Origin of the sequence: Mesorhizobium sp. B2-7-2, from assembly GCF_006440775.1 — a bacterium.
GTDB lineage: Bacteria > Pseudomonadota > Alphaproteobacteria > Rhizobiales > Rhizobiaceae > Mesorhizobium.
Map to the genome: position 1 here is coordinate 19,088 of NZ_VFTZ01000025.1, position 18,742 is coordinate 37,829.

General features: G+C 64.9%; 19 protein-coding genes. 8 read left to right on the forward strand and 11 right to left on the reverse strand.

Features of this window, described 5'->3' with window-relative positions; all coding sequences use genetic code 11:
- Window positions 1-9 precede the first annotated feature (9 nt).
- Window positions 10-1,011, reverse strand: coding sequence for an NAD(P)H-dependent glycerol-3-phosphate dehydrogenase (locus tag FJ425_RS26190; protein WP_140727002.1), 1,002 nt, complete (start codon window positions 1,009-1,011; stop codon window positions 10-12).
- The gene (tsaD, locus tag FJ425_RS26195; protein WP_181176058.1) at window positions 1,008-2,093 is read right to left on the reverse strand and encodes a tRNA (adenosine(37)-N6)-threonylcarbamoyltransferase complex transferase subunit TsaD; all 1,086 of its coding nucleotides are present in this window, start codon (window positions 2,091-2,093) and stop codon (window positions 1,008-1,010) included. Before tsaD ends, FJ425_RS26190 begins: the two co-directional genes overlap by 4 nt.
- A 210-nt stretch (window positions 2,094-2,303) precedes the next feature.
- Here tsaD and hemC point away from each other — a divergent pair, with 210 nt between their 5' ends.
- From hemC to FJ425_RS26230, 7 genes are all read left to right on the forward strand, one after another.
- A complete protein-coding gene (hemC, locus tag FJ425_RS26200; RefSeq protein ID WP_140727008.1) occupies window positions 2,304-3,227 on the forward strand; it encodes a hydroxymethylbilane synthase in 924 nt (307 codons plus the stop codon).
- Window position 3,228: 1 nt separating this feature from the next.
- The gene (locus FJ425_RS26205; RefSeq protein ID WP_140727011.1) at window positions 3,229-3,942 is read left to right on the forward strand and encodes a uroporphyrinogen-III synthase; all 714 of its coding nucleotides are present in this window, start codon (window positions 3,229-3,231) and stop codon (window positions 3,940-3,942) included.
- A gap of 100 nt (window positions 3,943-4,042) precedes the next feature.
- Complete coding sequence (locus FJ425_RS26210) at window positions 4,043-5,500, forward strand: mitofilin family membrane protein (RefSeq protein ID WP_140727014.1); 1,458 nt, start codon at window positions 4,043-4,045, stop codon at window positions 5,498-5,500.
- A 9-nt stretch (window positions 5,501-5,509) separates the two neighbouring features.
- Complete coding sequence (locus FJ425_RS26215) at window positions 5,510-7,072, forward strand: heme biosynthesis protein HemY (protein ID WP_140727017.1); 1,563 nt, start codon at window positions 5,510-5,512, stop codon at window positions 7,070-7,072.
- A gap of 44 nt (window positions 7,073-7,116) precedes the next feature.
- Window positions 7,117-7,596: a TerB family tellurite resistance protein gene (locus FJ425_RS26220; RefSeq protein WP_140544776.1), complete on the forward strand. Its 480-nt coding sequence runs from the start codon at window positions 7,117-7,119 to the stop codon at window positions 7,594-7,596.
- A gap of 18 nt (window positions 7,597-7,614) precedes the next feature.
- On the forward strand, window positions 7,615-8,331 hold the full coding sequence (locus tag FJ425_RS26225; protein ID WP_140727020.1) for a glutamine amidotransferase: 717 nt from the start codon (window positions 7,615-7,617) through the stop codon (window positions 8,329-8,331).
- A gap of 127 nt (window positions 8,332-8,458) precedes the next feature.
- Window positions 8,459-9,055: a sce7726 family protein gene (locus FJ425_RS26230; RefSeq protein ID WP_140634784.1), complete on the forward strand. Its 597-nt coding sequence runs from the start codon at window positions 8,459-8,461 to the stop codon at window positions 9,053-9,055.
- Here the strand turns inward: FJ425_RS26230 and FJ425_RS26235 are convergent.
- The 3 genes from FJ425_RS26235 to FJ425_RS26245 are packed head-to-tail and all read right to left on the reverse strand — an operon-like array spanning window position 9,009 to window position 11,954.
- Window positions 9,009-10,094 (reverse strand): beta family protein, encoded by a 1,086-nt coding sequence (locus FJ425_RS26235; protein WP_140634782.1) that lies wholly within the window; start codon window positions 10,092-10,094, stop codon window positions 9,009-9,011. The two genes, FJ425_RS26230 and FJ425_RS26235, sit on opposite strands and share 47 nt — an antisense overlap.
- Complete coding sequence (locus FJ425_RS26240) at window positions 10,081-11,358, reverse strand: XRE family transcriptional regulator (RefSeq protein ID WP_140634780.1); 1,278 nt, start codon at window positions 11,356-11,358, stop codon at window positions 10,081-10,083. Before FJ425_RS26240 ends, FJ425_RS26235 begins: the two co-directional genes overlap by 14 nt.
- Window positions 11,355-11,954, reverse strand: a complete 600-nt coding sequence (locus FJ425_RS26245) for a hypothetical protein (protein ID WP_246673525.1) — start codon at window positions 11,952-11,954, stop codon at window positions 11,355-11,357. The genes FJ425_RS26240 and FJ425_RS26245 overlap by 4 nt, the downstream gene beginning before the upstream one ends.
- 1 nt (window position 11,955) lies before the next feature.
- Here FJ425_RS26245 and FJ425_RS26250 point away from each other — a divergent pair, with 1 nt between their 5' ends.
- The gene (locus FJ425_RS26250) at window positions 11,956-12,186 is read left to right on the forward strand and encodes a hypothetical protein (RefSeq protein WP_140634778.1); all 231 of its coding nucleotides are present in this window, start codon (window positions 11,956-11,958) and stop codon (window positions 12,184-12,186) included.
- A gap of 86 nt (window positions 12,187-12,272) precedes the next feature.
- On the opposite strand, the gene FJ425_RS26255 is transcribed toward FJ425_RS26250, so the two are convergent.
- The 6 genes from FJ425_RS26255 to gnd form a co-directional block, all read right to left on the reverse strand.
- Entirely contained in the window at window positions 12,273-13,514 is a 1,242-nt protein-coding gene (locus FJ425_RS26255; RefSeq protein WP_181165007.1) for an MFS transporter, read from the reverse strand.
- 156 nt (window positions 13,515-13,670) lie between these two features.
- Window positions 13,671-14,771, reverse strand: coding sequence for an aminotransferase class I/II-fold pyridoxal phosphate-dependent enzyme (locus FJ425_RS26260; RefSeq protein ID WP_140634774.1), 1,101 nt, complete (start codon window positions 14,769-14,771; stop codon window positions 13,671-13,673).
- Between the two features lie 173 nt (window positions 14,772-14,944).
- Complete coding sequence (locus tag FJ425_RS26265) at window positions 14,945-15,406, reverse strand: MucR family transcriptional regulator (RefSeq protein ID WP_140544762.1); 462 nt, start codon at window positions 15,404-15,406, stop codon at window positions 14,945-14,947.
- Window positions 15,407-15,611: 205 nt separating this feature from the next.
- Window positions 15,612-16,316: an ROK family protein gene (locus FJ425_RS26270; protein WP_140634772.1), complete on the reverse strand. Its 705-nt coding sequence runs from the start codon at window positions 16,314-16,316 to the stop codon at window positions 15,612-15,614.
- Window positions 16,317-16,333: 17 nt separating this feature from the next.
- Window positions 16,334-17,710 carry a glucose-6-phosphate dehydrogenase gene (gene zwf, locus FJ425_RS26275; protein WP_140727023.1) on the reverse strand — a complete coding sequence of 459 codons (1,377 nt, stop codon included), beginning with the start codon at window positions 17,708-17,710 and terminating at the stop codon, window positions 16,334-16,336.
- A 13-nt stretch (window positions 17,711-17,723) separates the two neighbouring features.
- Window positions 17,724-18,737 carry a phosphogluconate dehydrogenase (NAD(+)-dependent, decarboxylating) gene (gnd, locus tag FJ425_RS26280; protein ID WP_140727026.1) on the reverse strand — a complete coding sequence of 338 codons (1,014 nt, stop codon included), beginning with the start codon at window positions 18,735-18,737 and terminating at the stop codon, window positions 17,724-17,726.
- Window positions 18,738-18,742 lie beyond the last annotated feature (5 nt).

Genomic DNA, 18,742 nt, shown 5'->3' on the forward strand with positions numbered 1-18,742 from the left:
TCCGATGGCTCATATGTCGGTTTCGGTCTTGAGCGGGCGTGTCATCAGCGCGGTCACGGCCTGGCCGATCGTCACCTTGCCGTCGAGGATGGCGGCGACGGCCGAGATGATCGGCGCCTCGATGCCGCGCTCGGCGGCGATGCGGGCGGCGATGCCCGCCGTCGGCACGCCTTCGGCCAGCGGCAGCCCGGCAAGCGGCTTGCCCTGGCCGAGCGCCAGGCCGTAGGCGAAATTGCGCGACTGGGCCGAGGAACAGGTGAGCAAGAGGTCGCCGAGGCCTGAAAGCCCCATCAGCGTTTCCGGCCGGGCGCCAAAGGCGGCGCCGATGCGGCGCAATTCGACGAAGCCGCGCGTCACCATGGCGGCCTGGGCGCTGGCGCCAAGTCCTGCGCCGGTGACGGCGCCGGCAGCGATGGCAAAGACGTTCTTCAGCGCGCCGCCGATCTCGACGCCGGTCAGATCGTCGCTCGAATAGCAGCGCAGGTTCTCCGCTGAGAAGCGCGCGGCAAGCTCGGCCGCCAATTCAGCCTCGCGGGCGGCAACCACCACGGCGGTCGGCAGGCCGCGCGCGACGTCGCTGGCGAAGCTCGGGCCGGAAAGCGCCGCGACCGGATTGCCCGGCAGGTTTTCCTCGACGATCGCCGAGAGCAGCGCACCGGTGTCGCGCTCGATGCCCTTGGCGCAGAGCACCAGCGGCACGCCTGCGGGAACATGGTTGCGGGCACTGGCCAGGACGGCGCGCAACGACTGCGCCGGCGTCACCGCGAGCACGCAGTCGGCGCCGTCAAGCGCCGCGGCAATGTCGCTGGTGGCCGCGATGCCGGGCTCGATGCTGATGCCGGGCAGGTAGCGCGGGTTCTCGCCGCGGGCGATGGCGGCGACGGTCTCGGTGTCGCGCGCATAGAGCCGGACATCATGGCCGGCGCGCAGCATGGCCAGCGCCAGCGCCGTGCCCCAGGCGCCGCCGCCCAGCACCGAGACGCGCCAGCCGCTCGTGCCTTTCTTGGTCATGCCTTGGCACCACGCCGGCCCGAGCCGACCAGGGGCGCGGAAACACTGTCGAGCGGCCAGCGCGAGCGCGGCACGAAATCGGCGGCGTTTTCGTCGGCGATGCCGGCGCGCAGCCGCTCGATGCCGGCCCAGGCGATCATCGCCGCATTATCGGTGCAAAGCTTCTGCGGCGGCGCGACGAATGCGAAGCCGGCCTCGGAACACAGCGCTTCGAGCGTCGCCTTGATCGTGCGGTTGGCGGCGACGCCGCCGGCAACGACCAGCGCCGGCTTCGCCTGGCCAGGAAATTCCTGGCGGAAGCGGGCAAGGGCGCGGCCGACACGATCGCCCAGCGCGTCCGCCACCGCCGCCTGGAAAGAGGCGCAGATGTCGGCGACGTCCTGGTCGCTTAGCGGCGCGATCGCGCTCGCCGCCTGCCGCACCGCCGTCTTCAAACCGGAGAAGGAGAAATCCGGCTGCGCCGAGCCTTTCATCGGGCGCGGGAAGGCAAAACGACCTGCATCGCCGCTGACGGCCGCCTTCTCGACATTCGGGCCGCCGGGATAGGGCAGGCCCAGCATCTTGGCGGTCTTGTCGAAGGCTTCGCCCAGCGCATCGTCGATGGTGGTCGCCCAGCGCTGGTAGTCGCCGACGCCGCGCACCGCGACGATCTGGGTGTGGCCGCCGGAGACGAGCAGAAGCAGATAAGGAAAATCGAGACCGTCGGTCAGCCGCGCGGTCAGCGCGTGGCCTTCGAGGTGGTTGATGGCGATCAACGGCTTGTTGGCGGCGGCGGCGATTGCCTTGGCAGTCATCAGGCCGACGATCAGCCCGCCGACCAGACCCGGCCCTGCTGTCACGGCGATCGCGTCGACCTCATCGAGCGACACGGCCGAATCGGCGAGCGCTGCCTCGACGATGCCGTCCAGTGCCTCGACATGGGCGCGCGCAGCGATCTCGGGCACGACGCCGCCAAAGGCCGCGTGCTCCTCGATCTGGCTGAGCACGATGTTGGACAGGATTTCGGGCGCGGCGACGCCGTCCAACGCCACCACGCTGGCCGCCGTCTCGTCGCAACTCGTCTCAATGCCCAGAACGCGGATCAATTGGTCGCTGTCCACAAAGATTGTGTCGCCGGAGGTCTGTCGATATTCAGGTGAGGCCGGCCTGCAAATGGCGGGTTCCTGCGCTTCCGGTGCTCACGTGCTTCAAGCACGCTCCGCTCCGGTTCTCGGAACTCACTATTTTCGGCTCCGGCCTGACCTGAATCTCGGCAGACCTCGTGTCCCGGGGGTTATCACGGACGGCGCGCCATGCAAACTTTGAAAATCGGAACACGCGGCAGCCCGCTGGCATTGGCCCAGGCGCATGAGACGCGCGCGCGGCTGATGCAGGCGCATGGCCTGCCCGAAGAGGCGTTCGAGGTGGTGCCGATCTCGACCAGCGGCGACCGCATCCAGGACCGGCCGCTGTCGGAAGCCGGCGGCAAGGGCCTGTTCACCAAGGAAATCGAGGAAGCGCTGCTCGAGCGCCGCATCGACATCGCCGTGCATTCGTCGAAGGACATGCCGACGGTGCTGCCCGTCGGGCTGGAGCTTGTCACTTTCCTGCCGCGCGAGGACGCGCGCGACGCCTTCATCGGCAAGACGGCGAAGCGGATCGCCGACCTGCCGCATGGCGCCGCGGTCGGATCGTCATCGCTGCGCCGTCAAGCGCTGATCCGCCGCATGCGGCCGGACCTCGACGTGGTGATCTTCCGCGGCAATGTGCAGACGAGGCTGCGCAAGCTAGACGAAGGCGTCGCCGAGGGCACCATCCTGGCCTATGCCGGATTGAAGCGCCTCGGCCTTGAGCATGTCGTCACCGACCTGATGCCGCTGGAGGCTTTTCCGCCGGCGCCGGGGCAAGGCGCGATCGGCATCGAAACCCGCATCGGCGACCGCGACGTCGAAAAGATGCTGGCGACGATCCATCACGTGCCGACCGGCCAGGCGCTCACCTGCGAGCGCGCCTTCCTCGCCGCGCTCGACGGTTCCTGCCGCACGCCGATCGCCGGCCATGCGACGGTGGCGGGCGAGAAACTCTCCTTCGCCGGGTTGATCATCTCGCCCGACGGGACGGAATCGCACGAAGTCCGGTTGGAAGGCGAGGCTGCCGACGCGACGGAAATCGGCCTGGACGCGGCGCGCACGGTTCGCGCCAGGGCTGGTGCGGCATTCTTCGACGGCTGGGCCTGACATGGCCCGCGTCCTGGTGACGAGGCCGGAGCCTGGCGCGTCGCGCACGGCACGACGCCTCGAAACCCTGGGATTTCAGCCTGTCCTGCTGCCGCTGACCGAGACGAGCGCATTGCCGGTCGAGGCGAGCATCGGCGGCAATGCCGTCGCGGTCACTGTCACCAGCGCCAATGCGGTGCGGCATGCGCCGAAGGCGCTGATCGCGGCGCTTGCGCGCCTGCCTTGCCACGCGGTTGGCAAACGGACGGCGGAAGCCTGCCGCGGGGCGGGATTCTTTTCCGTTACGGAAGGTCCGGGCGACGCCGAGGCGCTGGCCGATGCCATCGCCGGCGGCCTTGCCGGCAAGGCAATCGTCTATCTGTGCGGCCGCGTCCGCTTCCCGGGATTCGAGCGGCGGCTGGCGGCGGCGGGCGTGCATGTCCAGGCGATCGAGACCTACGACACGACAGGTGTCGACCATGGCGATGCCGATGTGGCCGCCCGCCTGTCGGGCCGGCCTGTCGAGGCCGCGCTGCTTTATTCGGCCAAGGCCAGCGCCGCGCTGGCCAGCCTGATTGCGCGGCCAACGCTGCGGCATCTCTTTGAGAAGACGGAATTCCTGGCGCTCTCGGCCCGTGTCGCCGAGCCGCTGAAAGGGTTTGCCGGTAACAGGGTCGGCATCGCATCCAAGCCCGAGGAAGACGCGTTGCTCGCGCTTTTGTCGCAACCGCGCTAGGCCGCGTCATCACACCGCCCCTTTTCACCGCTTGGTGATGTGCTAGAGCATCCCCTGGACCCTTTGAACCATCCTCAAGCCAGTTCGCGGAGCCCAAAGCATGGTCAAGACGCCGAAGATGCGACATTCGAAGACCCGGCGCGAGCCGGTGACCATCGAACTCGAGCCCGGCGCCGTCTCGCGAATCACCGACGAGGATGACGCCAAGGCTGAGGCCAGTGCCGCGCAGACCGACGAGGCGAAGGCGGAAGAGGCCGCCGCCGCGTCGCAGCCGGAGGCGCCGGAAGAGCCGATCCATGCCGAGCAGGCCGATATCGAGCCGTGGGAGCATAGCGACGCCGCGCAGGCAACTGCCGATAAATCAGAGGCCGGCAAGGACGAGCCGGAGGCGCCGTATCCCGGCGCGTCCGATGCGCCGAAGGGCCAGCCCAAGGGCTTTGACTACAGTTTCGAGGACGCATCCGCGCCTGGCGCCGACGCCTCCGCATCGAGGCCAGGCGAAACGAGGAGCGAGGATCGCGTGCCGCAGCCACCACGCAGAACCGGCGTCAACGCCATCGCTGCGGGCGTCGTCGGCGGCGTGATCGCGCTTGCCGGCGCCGGCCTGCTGCAAGCGGTCGGCCTGCTCGGCTCGTCGGGACCGGGCGGGGGGTCGCTCGATAGCATCAATGGCGATGTCGCTTCGCTGAAAACCGAGATTGCGGCGCTGAAGGAAAGCGGCGGCACCTCGGCCAAGGTCGACGGCCTGTCCTCGGCGCTCGACCAGGTCAAGGGCGATGTCGCGGCGCTGAAATCCTCGGCCGGACAAGGCGGCGACGGCGCCGCGCTCAAGGCGCTCGGCGACAAGGTCGGCCAGATCGAGACGAGCATTGCCGAGCTGCAGAAGAAGGGCAATGCGGCGCCCGTCGATCTCGCTCCGCTCAACGAGAAGATCGCCGGGCTCGACGCGCTGGTGAAATCGGCCGGTGACGCGGCCAAGGCCGAGGACGGCCGGGTGGCGGCGCTGGAGCAGTCGGTGTCGCAGCTTTCCGGCAAGGTCGAGGCGCAAGCCTCGCAACCCAAGATCGCGCTGGCGATCGCCGCCTCGGCGCTGAAGTCGGCGCTCGATCGCGGCGCGCCCTTCGCGACCGAGCTCGACACGTTCGCGGCGATCGCGCCGGACGCGCCCGAGCTCCCGGCGCTGCGCTCTTATGCCGAAAAGGGTGTGCCGACCCGCGCCACCATCGCTGCGGAGGCCGATGCCGCCGCCACCGCCATGGTCGATGCGGCAAAGCCGGTCGACCAGAATGCCGGCTTCTTCCAGAGCCTGGTGTCGAGCGCGGAATCGCTGGTCAAGGTGCGGCCGGTCGGCGCCGTCGAGGGCAAGGGCGTGCCGGAAACCGTCGCGCGCATGGAAGTCGCGGTCAACCAGGGCGACTACGCCAAGGCGCTCGGCGAATATGACACGCTGCCTGATGCCGCGAAGACGGCCGGCGCCGACTTTGCCGGCAAACTGAAGGCGCGGCTGGAGGTCGAAAAGCAGCTCGAAACGCTGATTGCCGGCGCGACGAAGGCTTAAGGAGACAAGATGATCCGCCTCCTCGTCTTCCTCGCAGTCGTCTTCGCGCTCGGGCTCGGCTTTGCCTGGCTAGCGGACCGCCCGGGCGATATGCTCGTCACCTTCAACGGCTACCAGTACCAGGTCACGCTGATGGTGGCGGCGGTGGCGATCGTCACCGTTGTGGCCGCGGTGATGATCGTCTGGTGGCTGATCAAGTCGCTGTGGAACAGCCCCTACACGATCTCGCGATATTTCCGGGTGCGCCGCCGCGACCGTGGCTACCAAGCGCTGTCGACGGGCATGATCGCGGCCGGCGCCGGCGACGGCGCGCTGGCGCGCAAGAAGACCAAGGAGGCGGCAAAGCTGATCAATTCCGACCAGGAGCCGCTGATCAACCTGCTCGACGCGCAGGCCTCGCTGCTCGAAGGTGACCATGAAGGCGCGCGGGAGAAATTCGAGCGCATGCTCGACGATCCCGAAATGCGGCTGCTCGGCCTGCGCGGACTCTATCTGGAGGCCGAGCGCCTCGGCGACCGCAATGCCGCGCGTCACTATGCCGGCCGCGCCGCGGCGGTGGCGCCGCAGCTTGCCTGGGCGGCGGAATCGACGCTGGAGGAACTCACCGAACGCGGCGACTGGGACGGCGCGCTGAAGCTGGTCGAGGCGCAGAAATCGACCAGGCAGATCGAGCGCGACGCCGCCAACCGCCGCCGCGCCGTGCTGCTCACTGCCAAGGCGCAGGCGCTGGTCGACAGCGACCCGAACGCGGCCCGCACTGCGGCGCTCGAAGCCAACAAGCTGGCGCCGGATTTCGCGCCGGCCGCGGTGATCGCCGCCGATCTGGTTATCCGGCAAAACGACGTGCGCAAGGGCTCCAAGATCCTGGAGGCCGCCTGGAAGGCCGAGCCGCACCCCGACATCGCCGAGCTCTATACACATGCCAGGCCGGGAGACGCCGTGCTCGACCGCCTCAACCGGGCGAAGAAGCTGCAGGAATTGAAGAGGAACCATGCCGAGTCGGCGATGGCCGTGGCGCGCGCAGCGCTCGATGCTCAGGATTTCGCCACCGCGCGGCGCGAGGCAGAGGCCGCGATCCGCATGGATCGTCGCGAGGGCGCCTATCTTCTGCTCGCCGATATCGAGGAGGCCGAGACCGGCGACCAGGGCAAGGTGCGGCAGCTGCTGTCGAAGGCGGTGCGCGCGCCGCGCGACCCGGCCTGGGTGGCGGACGGCGTCATCTCCGAGCGCTGGGCGCCGGTGTCGCCGGTCACCGGCAAGCTCGACGCCTTCACCTGGCGTGCGCCGATGGAGCGGCTTGGCCAGCTGATCGACAGCGAGACCGATCTCCCGGTGCCGGCGATCGCAGCCGCGCCCGCGGCGGACGGCAAGGCGATCGACATCGTCGCCGATGCTCCGGCGCAAAAGCCGGCGCCGGCGAATGGCGGCGAGAAAGACATGGCGGTTGCCGATGCAGCCGGCGAGGCGCAAAGCATCGGGCAGGATTCGGAGCTGCCGCCTCTGCCGGATGATCCTGGCGTCACGCCGGAAGAAGAAGCGGAAAAATCGCCGCGCCGGTTTCGTTTGTTCTGAGGCTGTGTTCTGGGACCGGTTTGGTGGGCAGGGAAAAAACATTGATGTTCGAGCGCGTATTGTCGTTCCTGAGGGATCTGCCTGCCGGGCGCGAGGCCAAGCCGAGCGCCGACGATCCGCGTGTCGCGGCTTCGGCGCTGCTTTATCATGTGATGAACGCCGACGGCGTGCGCCAGGACGTCGAATGGGAACGGTTCAAGCAGATCCTGGCCGAGACCTATTCGGTGAGCGGCAAGGAGCTCGATGCGCTGGCGGCGGCCGGCGAGCGCGCCGACAATGAGGCGATCGACCTCTACGCCTTCACCCGCGTGCTCAAGCGCGACCTCGACGCCGAGGCGCGCAAGGCCTTCATCGGCCTGATGTGGGAAATCGTCTACGCCGACGGCGAGCTTGACGAGCTCGAGGACAACACGGTCTGGCGGGTCGCCGAGCTGATCGGCGTCGAGCGCCGCGACCGCATCGAGGCGCGCCGCAAGGCGGCGGCCGAGGTGCCCGGCGCGCGGGGCGAATCGAGCGACGAATAACAGGATCCTTCCCCTTCCATGCCACCCAGACCGAGGCCGAGACCAAAAATCCTGATCGTTCTGCATCAGGAGAATTCGAGCCCCGGCCGCGTCGGCCACATGCTCCTGGAACAAGGCTTCGACCTCGACATCCGCCGGCCGCCATTAGGTGACCAATTGCCCTGCACGCTGGACGGTCATGCAGGCGCGGTTATCTTCGGCGGTCCGATGAGCGCCAATGACGAGGACGAGTTCGTCCGCCGCGAGACCGATTGGCTGGAAATCCCGCTCAAGGAGAACCGGCCGTTCCTCGGCATCTGCCTTGGGGCGCAGATGCTCGCCAACCATCTCGGCGGCAAGGTCGAGGGCCATGGCGATGGCCTAGTCGAGATCGGCTGGTATCCGCTGAAGGCGACCGATGCCGGCAAGAAGCTGCTGCACTGGCCGGAGATGGTCTACCAGTTCCACCGCGAGGGCTTTTCGCTGCCCAAGGAAGCGACGCTGCTGGCGACGGCGGAAACCTATCCCAACCAGGCGTTTCGTTACGGCGAGAATGCCTGGGGCATCCAGTTCCACGGCGAGCTGACAAGGGTGATGATGCAGCGCTGGGTGGTGCGCGGCGCGCATCGCTTCGAGTTGCCCGGCGCCCAGCCCGGCCGCGACCATCTCGGCGGCCGGCTGATCTGGGACATGCACCTCAAGCGCTGGCTGGACGAGTTTTTGGGGCTGATTTTTGGTAGGCCGGCTGTGGGGTAGGGCGAAGGCGATTGCCATGAACGGCCGAGCTTGCCCAGAAGAGAGAAATGTCAGGTGAGTCAGATTGCCGTCTTGGCTTGGAGGAGAACCTCCGGCAAAACATAAGTTGGGGAGTAACCATGCCGCTATGACAAAGTTGGGAACGACAGACGCAGACATCCGCTCTGCGCTACACGCAAAACGATTGCGACGCGCCAAATCTCATCCCGACACGCTCGTGATCGACGAACTTGGCTTGGTGCATGCCCGGAGCCGCATCGACGTGGCTGTCATTAACGGCTGTATTCATGGCTATGAAATCAAGAGCGCGAGGGACACACTCGACCGGTTCGCGACCCAGATCGATATCTATCGCCAGACGCTGCAGAAGCTCACACTCGTCACTGCGCCGAAGCATGTTGCAGGTATCATGAGCCGCGCTCCCGAATGGTGCGGCGTGATCGCGGCGGAGCAAGGACCAAGGGGTGGTGTCAGCTTTCATGTATTGAGGAACCCCGCCGCCAATCCTGACATCGATCCGGTCATGATGGCGCATCTTCTCTGGCGGAATGAAGTCATCGAACTCTTAGGCCAAGCCGGATGTGCGCCGAAGGACCTCCGACGGCCAAGAAGGCAGCTTTACGAAATGCTTTGTGAGTCCATGACGCTTCGCGAGATTACTGCTTCCATTCGCACTTTCATGGTGCGCCGCCAGAAATGGAGAGATCGTCCAGCACATGTGTGATGTGGTGGTTGATCGTAACGAACTTCCACCAAGGCTGATTGCTAGGCTTTGCCGTCCGCGCCGCACATTTGGCGATGTAGTCATCGCCGCTTGAGAAACCCGCTCCACTAAACTTGCCGGATGCCACGATAGAAGCACAGTGGTCGTGCATCTGCCCCGGATTGTCTCGGAACGCCCCGCCTTTGCGGACCTCCCATGCCGCCGACGTCGTATAGACAAGCTTGCCGGCCGATTTGATTTTGCGCATGTCCACCGGTGTGAATTCCGGATGGACGATTGTGTAGTCGCCGTAATTGGGCTGCCGCATGCCGGGAGGCAGCTTGCCGAGCAACGTTTGATAAAAGAGCCAGTCATGGCGAGAGAGCTGGTCGGCGCCCTTGGCAACATCCTTGAACGTCTCGGGAATCGCCGTACCGATGACGACGAAATTGCGGAAGGTATGCAGATCACCTAGCTTTTGCATGGCCGCAATCAGCGCGCCTGCGAAAGCGTTATAGGGCTCAAAATTCGGCGCGCCGAGATCGATAACGAGGTCAACTTCGTTGAGCGATAGACCGAGTGCCCCGGTCAACGCCTCAATGCGCATGCGTGCATCCGACTTCATCAGGTCTTCCAGCCGGACTGCGACGGCCGCTCCATGCCCGTCGGTCGCAACAATCCCCGCAACGGATGCGACCATGGGTGGGGAGGCATCGAGGGGGACGGCCGGAATCGCACTCGCCTGGAATGCCCTCAGGGCTTCGAACGCGTATGTGAATATGTCGCGGCCGTCCCCCATCGGCTTCCCGGAAATACTTGGATGCACGCCGACCCACGCGGGCCGCTGCCCCCACTTGGCATTGAACCGGGCGGCAAACGGATGGACGTGTTCCTGAACCGTTTTCTTCGGCTGCCACAATTCGAAATCGAATTCGACTTCCGGAATGGTGACATAGGGGACGGTTCGGTCCTTCGCAGCAGCGGAAAGGCGGGCAAGCGCCTGGTATTCGCCCTGACGCCACCGCAGCGCCGGAACATACATGTCCTTAGTCAAGATCATCGCTCGCCTCCTCTAGCTGCGAGCGCACCTGATCCCGACCAACCAGATCATTCAGGATGGTGTAGTTACCGCGCTCCTTCCTGATGCGCCCCGCGATGATGCTCGGATCGATGCCGATCGTCTCCGCGTCGATCTTCACCGCCTCCTCCGAAAGGGCGAAGCGGGACAAACACTGATCCCACAATGCTTCAGGTATCAGTGCATCGAGCGCGAATTTGTCAGCCTCCGCTTCGATCGCATCACCATCATTGCCGCCTTCCTCGTCGAAGAAGTCGAAGCGCAAACCGTCGAAGAGATGCAGGAAAACGTGACCGAGCTCGTGCAACAGTACAAACCAGAAATTGTCCAGACGGTCATAGCGTAGCGTAAGTCCTACAACCGGCGTCTCTCCGTCGGCGAGCATGGCCGCGCCGTCGAGATAGGAGCCCGGAAGGTGCGGCTCGACGACGAGGACGATGCCTTTCTCAGCCAGCAGATCGCGGGCACGCTTTGGCCCATCCTTCCGTTTCGTGAGGCCTACCAACTCAGACAGCCACCGGTCATCAAGTTCGAAGGTTGCAATCTCTTCTGCTTCAATCTTGCTACGCGCCCGTTCCAAAATACGCGCCTGCCACGCGAGGAGGGCGTATTCGTTCGGCACATTTCCGCTGCGCATCTTCTTGCGGTGATACGCCGTCGCAAATTGCGGTCCCGCCGCATGCAGGAAATATTCCTTCACGCGCTCGACCGGGTTTGCACCGCGTGGCAGATCAAACCACTTTCGTTTGATCATCTCCCTGTAGGGGAATTGACCCCAGACGATGCCATCGGCATCGCCCCACGCGAACACCGATCCACCAGCCTGCTTCGGCCCCTCAAAACTTCCTGACGCCTTCACTCCGAGCGCTTTCGAAACCTCGATCAGGCGAGCAAGGCTTGCGCCCATGTAGTCGGTCGCCTCGTAGCGCTGCACCTGTTGCGGCTTCATGCCAAGTTTTTCGGCGAGGTCCGTCTGACTCATGCCGGAGGCAATTCGTGCCTGCACCAGCACGCGCGGCAATTCTTCCAGCGCGTAGGCTTTCGAAAACGAGACCTGGCCGGATTTCAGCAGATCGTATTCGGTAAGCTCGGCCTCGATATCTGCGATCTGGCTTTTAAGCCCATCGATCTCTGCTTGCTTGAGCCACGCCTGATCCGATGCGCGCGCCGCCGCAGCGGCAAGCGCGTCTTGCAACTTCGCTAGTTGCGCACCCGATACGCCGTACTGTTTGTCGCTGTAAATCATGGCTGCACCTTCCCGGAGAGAAGCGGATCGGCCGAAAGCGGAATGGAGACGATCCCTTTCTGTTTTCCTGTGAAACGATCCAGTTGAAAGAAATCGACGAATGCCTGCCCGACATCCACGCACATCAATGAGGACGGAAAGAACTCACCCTTGAATGCCGCTTTCTGCGCTGCTCGACCGTTCGCAAATTCAAGGAACACGGGATCAAGCTTAGCTCGATCGACCCCAGTAGGATTCCAGCATGCGTCGAAGTCGCCGGGCCTCGGCTTTCCGGTCACATAGCTGCCGTCGAGATAGATCGCCGGACATCCAGCTGACCGTAGCTTTCTACAGGCAAGAACGAGGCCGTCGAAAAGCTCGCGCCGCCAAGCATTCGTTGCGAAGGCAGCCGCCACATCCTCCAAACTCGCCGCGTGCGACCCTGGGGGCAGAACGGTCCACGGCGAGCCGGACAATGGGATGAGGGCAGGAATCATGCTTACAACAATAATGTTGTAATTGCAGAAACGCAAGGCCGGGAAGGTTTCGAGTCTCGCCGGTATCGACGAGCGGCGAATCTGTGCTAAGGCGCCGCCCGACCAATTGAAGGAAGACACCGTGAACGAACTGACCTTGGCCGAGGCGACCGAAAATATCTATGCCTCACTCCGAGCCGACAATGCCGACCTCGATGCGCATATCGCGGCACTCAAGGCGGCGCTGGCACGGGAGGGGAAGAAACAGGCGGTGTTCGATCCGGCCAGGCTGGTGCAGAACAACCGCGCCGGCCGCAAGTTGATGCAGGCCTATTTTCGCCAGCGCGGCGTCAGCGTGAGCTTTTCGGAGTAGATTTGCTCGCGCCCCTGCCTCGCTGGGCGACGGCGCGGTGAGATTGGCCTGAACGTCGGATCCAGCGGCTTGGATCAAGAACGCGATCAGTTGCGGCTGTTGAGATGCCGCACCTGGCGCAGCGCGGGGAACAGATAGGCCCATAGGCCGGCGACGGCTATGGCGCCGATGCCGCCGATCACCACCGCGGGGACCGTGCCGATCAGCGCCGCCATGGTGCCGGCGCGGAACTCGCCGACCTCGTTGGAGGCGCCGACGAAGACCTGGTTGACGGCGTTGACGCGGCCGCGCACCTCGTCCGGTGTCCAGAGCTGGATCAGCGTCTCGCGGATATAGACGCTGAACATGTCGGTGGCGCCGAGCAGAGCGAGCGCCGCGATCGACAGCCAGGTGATGGTCGAGACGCCGAACAGCACCGTGAAGGCGCCGAACAAAGCGACGAAGCCCAGCATGATCTTGCCGGCATGGTTGCGGATCGGGTGGCCGGCGAGCCAGACGGCGACGCAGATGGCGCCGATGCCAGGCGCCGAGCGCAGCAGGCCAAGTCCCCAGGGGCCAAGCTGGAGGATATCGCGCGCATAGACCGGCAGCAGCGCCGAGGCGCCCGACAGGAGCACGGCGAACAAGTCGAGCGAGATCGCGCCGAGCACGATCTTCTCGCCCCAGATATAGCCGAAGCCGGCAAACAGCGTCTGCATCGTCGGCTTGTCGGTGGCCGTCTGCTGGGCGGGCTTCGGGATGGTGAAGATGAGCAGCCCGGCAGCGAGCATCAGGACCGCGGCGGTGGCGTAGGCGACTTCCGCCGACACGCCGTAGAGCAGGCCGCCGGCGACCGGGCCGACGATGGTCGCCGTCTGCCAGGCCGACGAATTCCAGGCGATCGCGTTGGCGAAATCTTCCTGCGGGACGAGATTGGCGAACAGCGAGGACGAGGCGGGGCCGTAGAAGGCGCGGGCAATGCCGAACATCACCAGCACGGCAAAGATCGGCAGCGGGCTGGTCAGGCCGCGCAGCGTTAAAAGCAGCAGGGCCAAGGCGCAGCCGGCCTCGACCAAAGTCGACAAGGTCATGATCAGGCGGCGGCCGAAGCGGTCGGCGACGACGCCGGTGACCAGGACCAGGAGCAGCGAGGGCAGGAACTGGACGATGCCGACAATGCCGAGGTCGAACGGATCGCGCGTCAAATCATAGACTTGCCAGCCGACGGCGACCGAGACGATCATGGTGGCGAAGGTGGTGAGAAAGCGCGCCGTCCAATAGCTGAGGAACGGGCGGTGCCGAAATGCGGCGTAACGCTGGTCTGGTGACGTTGCTTCGACGGTCATGATCAGAGGGCCCCTTTGCGACAATGGCCGGCGGGGGCACTTCCACGGTGGGCGCTGGTCCGGCCGCAACCCTTTAGCCCAGTTCGTCTTGCCATGCGCGCAAAAAATCAGCCCTGGCGCGAAGAAAATCGGAAATTCCCTGCCCTGGTGAGGGGGCGTTCAGCCTCTCAACGCGGCCGAGATGGCCTCGATCCCGCCGCGCAACTCCGCTTCCGTCGGCCAGCCGAAACCGAGGCGGAAGAAGCGTCTCGGCATCTCGAACCAGTGGCCAGGGCCGACATAGGTGCCGTATTCCTCCAGCAGCCTGGTATAGAACCTGTCGAGGTCGAAGCCGGCATCGACGTTGAGCCGTGGGAAGCCGACAACGCCGCCTTGCGGCCGCACCCAGTCGACGAGAGGCTCGCCGTCGATCCAGGATTGAACGATGTCGCGGCGCCTGGCCATTTCCGGCAGCAGCGAGGCGAGGAAGGTATCACGGCGTTCGAGCGTGGCGCGGGCGATCGCCTCGTCGATGACGCTGCCGCAGATGCCGATCTGCTCCTTGGCGGCGAGGAAGGTTTCCTGCAATTGCGGATCGCGGGTCATCAGCCAGCCGATGCGGATGCCCGGAATGCCGAAGGCCTTGGACAGCGAGCAGGCGCTGATGGCGGCGGGGCTGAGCGAGGCCGCCGACGGCAATCGGGCGCCATAGGAGAGGTCGCGATAGGTCTCGTCGACCAGCAGCCGGCATTTGCGGCTTTCGGCAAGCGCAATCAGCGCGTCGAGGTCGGCGCGTGTCATCATCGTGCCGGTCGGGTTGTGCGGGCAGGTGACGCTGATCAGTCTGGTGTTCGGCCGCAGCTCTGCCTTCACACGGTCGATGTCGATGGCAAAGCCCTCGTCGAAATCGAGATCGATATAGGAGATGGCGCAGCCGATCGCCTTCGGTGTCTCGATATTGGTGGCGTAGTTCGGCCGCACGACCACGAGATGGTTGCCGGCCGACAGAAGCGACGTGGCGATGATGAACAGCGCGCCGGCCGCGCCAGCGGTCACCAGCACATCATCGGACGAAAGACCGCTGTCCTGTCCGGCGATCAGCGCCCGCAGTTCCTTGTCGCCGCGATGCTCGCCATATAGCAGCGTGAGATCGGGCAGCGCGAGACCGATGTCGGAGAGTTTCTGGTCTGCTATCGAGCTTTCGGAAAGGTTGTAGCGGATGCGCTCGTAGCCGTATTCCTCCGGCGCTTCCTTCTCGATCACCATCCTGGCGTAGTTCATGGCCATGTCCCTGGCGGTTCATCGTTTTGCGAAAACGAACCGGGCGTCCTGTTTGAGGCAATTCCGTACCGGAATTGTCTTGGTAGAACGGTATCCAAGCCATAAAAGCAGGAAGCCTGCCAAGGCTGATTCCTCGGCAGGCTTCGCTAAACCATTGGTGCAGGGGCGTTATTTCAGGCCGGGGCCTTGGCCTTCCTGCCCCTTGCAGGCTTCGCCGGCTCCGGTTCGGCCTTGCGGCCGAGGCCGATCGACTTGGCGAGCTGCGAGCGCGAGGCCGCATAGTTGGGAGCGACCATCGGGTAATCCACCGGCAGGCCCCATTTGGTGCGGTAAGCCTCCGGCGTCAGGCCGAAATGCACGCCGATATGGCGCTTCAGCGATTTGAACTTCTTCCCGTCCTCGAGGCAGATGATGTAGTCCGGCGTCACCGAACGCCTGGGATTGACGGCGGGGACCGGCGGGGGCGCCGCGGGCTCCACCGGCTGGCTGATCCCGCCGATCGAAGAGGCAACGCTGGCGATCAGTCCGCCCAGGTCGGAAGCAGGCAGGCGGTTTTTGGCGACATAGGCCGATACGATATGAGCGGTGAGCTCGAGCAGGTCGATTTCCCTGGCTGTGCTGGTGTCCTCGTCCACGTAGTCCCTCCATTTCTGCCGCAAGGTCGCGAAACCGATCCGGTTTTCGCGGTGTAATGTCGAAGCGCTGCGAGCGTTGTTTGCGAATTCGGGAAGCCGCAGGGGCCGCAGGCCGGCGAATTCCTAGTCGGCAAATCTGCGCGGCGCAACGTTTTGTCGCGTCAATACACGCTGTTTTGAACAATTATACTGAAATGTAACTATATCAGACGACCAGCGCCTTGTCGCGCCACAGACGAAATCCACCCTCGAAAGCGCGAGTGTTGTCGCCGCGCCGGGACTTTTCAGGCAATTGATCGAGCTTGTCGACATTGCCGCCGCCGATCACGACATAGTCAGGCTGCAGGGCGGCGCGAAGCCTGTCGACAACGTCAAAAACATATTTGCGCCACTTCTTCTTCCCGTGCTTCACCAGGCCTCGTTCGCCGACATAATCCTCGAAAGTCGACCCCCTTTTGTAGGGCAGATGGGCGAGCTCCATGGGCTGGCCGACATTCTTGATGATCATGGCGGCGCCCAAGCCCGTGCCGAGGCCGAGGAACAGCATGCGGCCGCCGTCATAGCTGCCGATCGCCTGCATCAGCGCGTCGTTGACGAGCTTCACCGGCTTGCCGAAAGCGGCGGTGAAATCATAGCCGTTCCAGCCCTTGCCGAGATTGAAGGGATCGAGCGAGGGCTTATTGTCGCGCACGGGGCCGGGATAACCCATCGAGATGACGTCGTAGTCCAGGCCCTCGGCCAGTTTCCTGACCGACGAGACGACCTGGTCCGGGGTCAGGCTCGGTCCGGACGCGACGCGGCGCATCTCGCCGCCTGCGCTGGAGAGGATCTTCACATGCGAGCCGCCGACATCGACGGTGAGCACGATCGGATCGCCGGTCGCCGCCGCTTTCTTTGCTGCCTTCGCCATCCCGTCCTCCCCGAAAATTATTTGCTCGGATTGATCCAGCCATCGGGTGGGCCGAAGCCGTTCATGGCATCGGCAGGTCCCCAGGTTTTCGGCGCGTAGATCTGCGGCGCCGTGGTGTCGCCGAGCACCGGACCGACGATGCGCCAGGCAAGCTCGGCCGCGTCCTGCCGGGTGAAGAGCTGGCCGTTGCCGTTCATGGCGTCGCCGATCAGCCGCTCATAGGGCGGCATGTCGCCCTTGGTGTCGTCGAGCGCGGTCAGCTCCACCTGCTCGCCGATCATGTCGTCGCCGGCGACCTTGCGCTGGGCGCCGATCGAGATCGCCACCTGCGGGTCGATGCGGAAGCGCACATAATTGGCGTCGCCTGGCTTGATCGGGTCGAAGACGTCGAGCGGCGGCCGCTTCATACGCACAACCACCTCGGTGGCGTGCACCGGCATGTTCTTGCCGGCGCGGATGAAGAAAGGCACGTCCCGCCAGCGCCAGGTGTCGACGAAGAAGCGCACCGCGGCGAAGGTCTCGACCGGCGAGTTGGGCCTGACGCCCGGCTCGGCCAGATAGCCGTCGAACTGGCCGCGCACGACATCGTCCTTGGTCAGCGTGCGGATGGCGCGCAGCACTTGCACCTTCTCGTCGATCAGGTCGTCGGCCGAGCGGCCGACCGGCGGCTCCATGGCCAAAAGCAACAGGATGTTGAGCAGGTGGTTCTCGATGACATCGCGGATGCAGCCGACATCGTCATAGAATTTGCCGCGGCCCTCGATGCCGAAATCCTCGGCCATGGTGATCTGCACGCTCTCGACGAAATTGCGGTTCCAGATCGGCTCGAGGAAGGAGTTGGCGAAGCGGAAATAGAGCAGGTTCTGGATCGCTTCCTTGCCGAGGTAATGATCGATGCGGAAGATCGACTGCTCGTCGAACACCAGATGCAGCACCCGGTTGAGCCAGCGCGCCGACTGCAGGTCGTGGCCGAACGGCTTTTCCACCATCAGCCGCGCGCCGCGCGCGGTGCCGGACTGCTCCAGCCCTTGCACGACCGTTTCGAACATGGTCGGGGGAACGGCCATGTAGTGCAGCGGCCGCTGCGCGGAACCCAGCGCCGTCTTCAGCTTCTCGAAGGTCGCGCCGTCGCAGTAGTCGCCGCTGACATAGCGCAGCAGCGAGGCGAGCTTGGAAAAGACCTTGTCGTCGACACGGCCAAGCGCGGTGACGATGCCGTCACGCGCACGGTCCACCAGCTTGGGGAGTTCCCAAGGCTCGAAGGCGACGCCGATCACCGGCTCGCTCAGCGTGCCCTTGGCGACCATCTGGTAGAGCGCCGGGAAAATCTTCTTGTGCGCAAGGTCGCCGGTCGCTCCGAAAAGCACCAGCGTGTCGGACCTCTCCTGGCTCATGCAGTCTCTCCCCTCACGCGCCGGTCTTCGGCTTCTCGACATGGCCGCCGAAGGCATAGCGCATGGCGGACAGAAGCTTGTCGGCGAATTGCGATTCGCCTTGCGAGGAGAAGCGGTCGAACAGCGCCGAGGACAGCACCGGCGCCGGGACGCCGGTGTCTATCGCCGCTTTGAGCGTCCAGCGGCCTTCGCCGGAATCGGAAACACGGCCGCCGAACTGGGCAAGCGCCGGATCGTTCTTCAGCGCGCCGGCGGTGAGATCGAGCAGCCAGGAGCCGATGACGCTGCCGTGCCGCCAGACCTCGGCGACCTGCGGCAGGTCGATGTCGAACTGATAGTATTGCGGATTTTCCAGCGGGCTGGTCTCGGCGTCCGCTATCCTGGACCGCTTGCCGGCATTGGCCGACTTCAGGATGTTCATGCCTTCGGCATAGGCGGCCATGACGCCATATTCGATGCCGTTATGCACCATCTTGACGAAGTGACCGGCGCCGCTCGGTCCACAATGGAGATAGCCGAAGGGCGCGGTGCCGGCATCCTTGGGCGGGTTGGCGCCCGCATCGGCGCCCGGTGCCAGCGTGGCGAAGACCGAATCGAGATGCTTCACAGCGTCATCGGGGCCGCCGATCATCAGGCAGTAGCCGCGCTCCAGGCCCCAGACGCCGCCGCTGGTGCCGACATCGACGAAGTTGATGCCCTTAACCGCCAGCTTGGCCGCCTGGTCGACGGCATCATGGTAATAGGAATTGCCGCCGTCGATGATGATGTCGCCCGGCTCCATCAGCGCCGCCACCTGGTCGACGATCCTGCCGGTGATCGCGGCCGGCAGCATCAGCCAGGCGCAGCGCGGCTTGGCGAGCTTGCCGACGAACTCCTCCAGCGAGGCGGCACCGACCGCGCCGTCCTTGACCCTGCCGGCGACGCTTGCCGAATTGATGTCGTAGACGACGCATTCATGGCCGTCGCGCATCAGGCGCCGCACCATGTTGGCGCCCATCCTGCCCAGTCCCATCATTCCGATCTGCATGGTTT

Bases quoted from the DNA above. Each gene is read 5' to 3' on its own strand.
- FJ425_RS26190 (WP_140727002.1), bottom strand. From the start codon at position 1,011: ATGACCAAGAAAGGCACGAGCGGCTGGCGCGTCTCGGTGCTGGGCGGC.
- hemC (WP_140727008.1), top strand. From the start codon at position 2,304: ATGCAAACTTTGAAAATCGGAACACGCGGCAGCCCGCTGGCATTGGCC.
- FJ425_RS26205 (WP_140727011.1), top strand. From the start codon at position 3,229: ATGGCCCGCGTCCTGGTGACGAGGCCGGAGCCTGGCGCGTCGCGCACG.
- FJ425_RS26210 (WP_140727014.1), top strand. From the start codon at position 4,043: ATGGTCAAGACGCCGAAGATGCGACATTCGAAGACCCGGCGCGAGCCG.
- FJ425_RS26215 (WP_140727017.1), top strand. From the start codon at position 5,510: ATGATCCGCCTCCTCGTCTTCCTCGCAGTCGTCTTCGCGCTCGGGCTC.
- FJ425_RS26220 (WP_140544776.1), top strand. From the start codon at position 7,117: ATGTTCGAGCGCGTATTGTCGTTCCTGAGGGATCTGCCTGCCGGGCGC.
- FJ425_RS26225 (WP_140727020.1), top strand. From the start codon at position 7,615: ATGCCACCCAGACCGAGGCCGAGACCAAAAATCCTGATCGTTCTGCAT.
- FJ425_RS26230 (WP_140634784.1), top strand. From the start codon at position 8,459: ATGACAAAGTTGGGAACGACAGACGCAGACATCCGCTCTGCGCTACAC.
- FJ425_RS26235 (WP_140634782.1), bottom strand. From the start codon at position 10,094: ATGATCTTGACTAAGGACATGTATGTTCCGGCGCTGCGGTGGCGTCAG.
- FJ425_RS26240 (WP_140634780.1), bottom strand. From the start codon at position 11,358: ATGATTTACAGCGACAAACAGTACGGCGTATCGGGTGCGCAACTAGCG.
- FJ425_RS26260 (WP_140634774.1), bottom strand. From the start codon at position 14,771: ATGAACTACGCCAGGATGGTGATCGAGAAGGAAGCGCCGGAGGAATAC.
- FJ425_RS26270 (WP_140634772.1), bottom strand. From the start codon at position 16,316: ATGGCGAAGGCAGCAAAGAAAGCGGCGGCGACCGGCGATCCGATCGTG.
- zwf (WP_140727023.1), bottom strand. From the start codon at position 17,710: ATGAGCCAGGAGAGGTCCGACACGCTGGTGCTTTTCGGAGCGACCGGC.
- gnd (WP_140727026.1), bottom strand. From the start codon at position 18,737: ATGCAGATCGGAATGATGGGACTGGGCAGGATGGGCGCCAACATGGTG.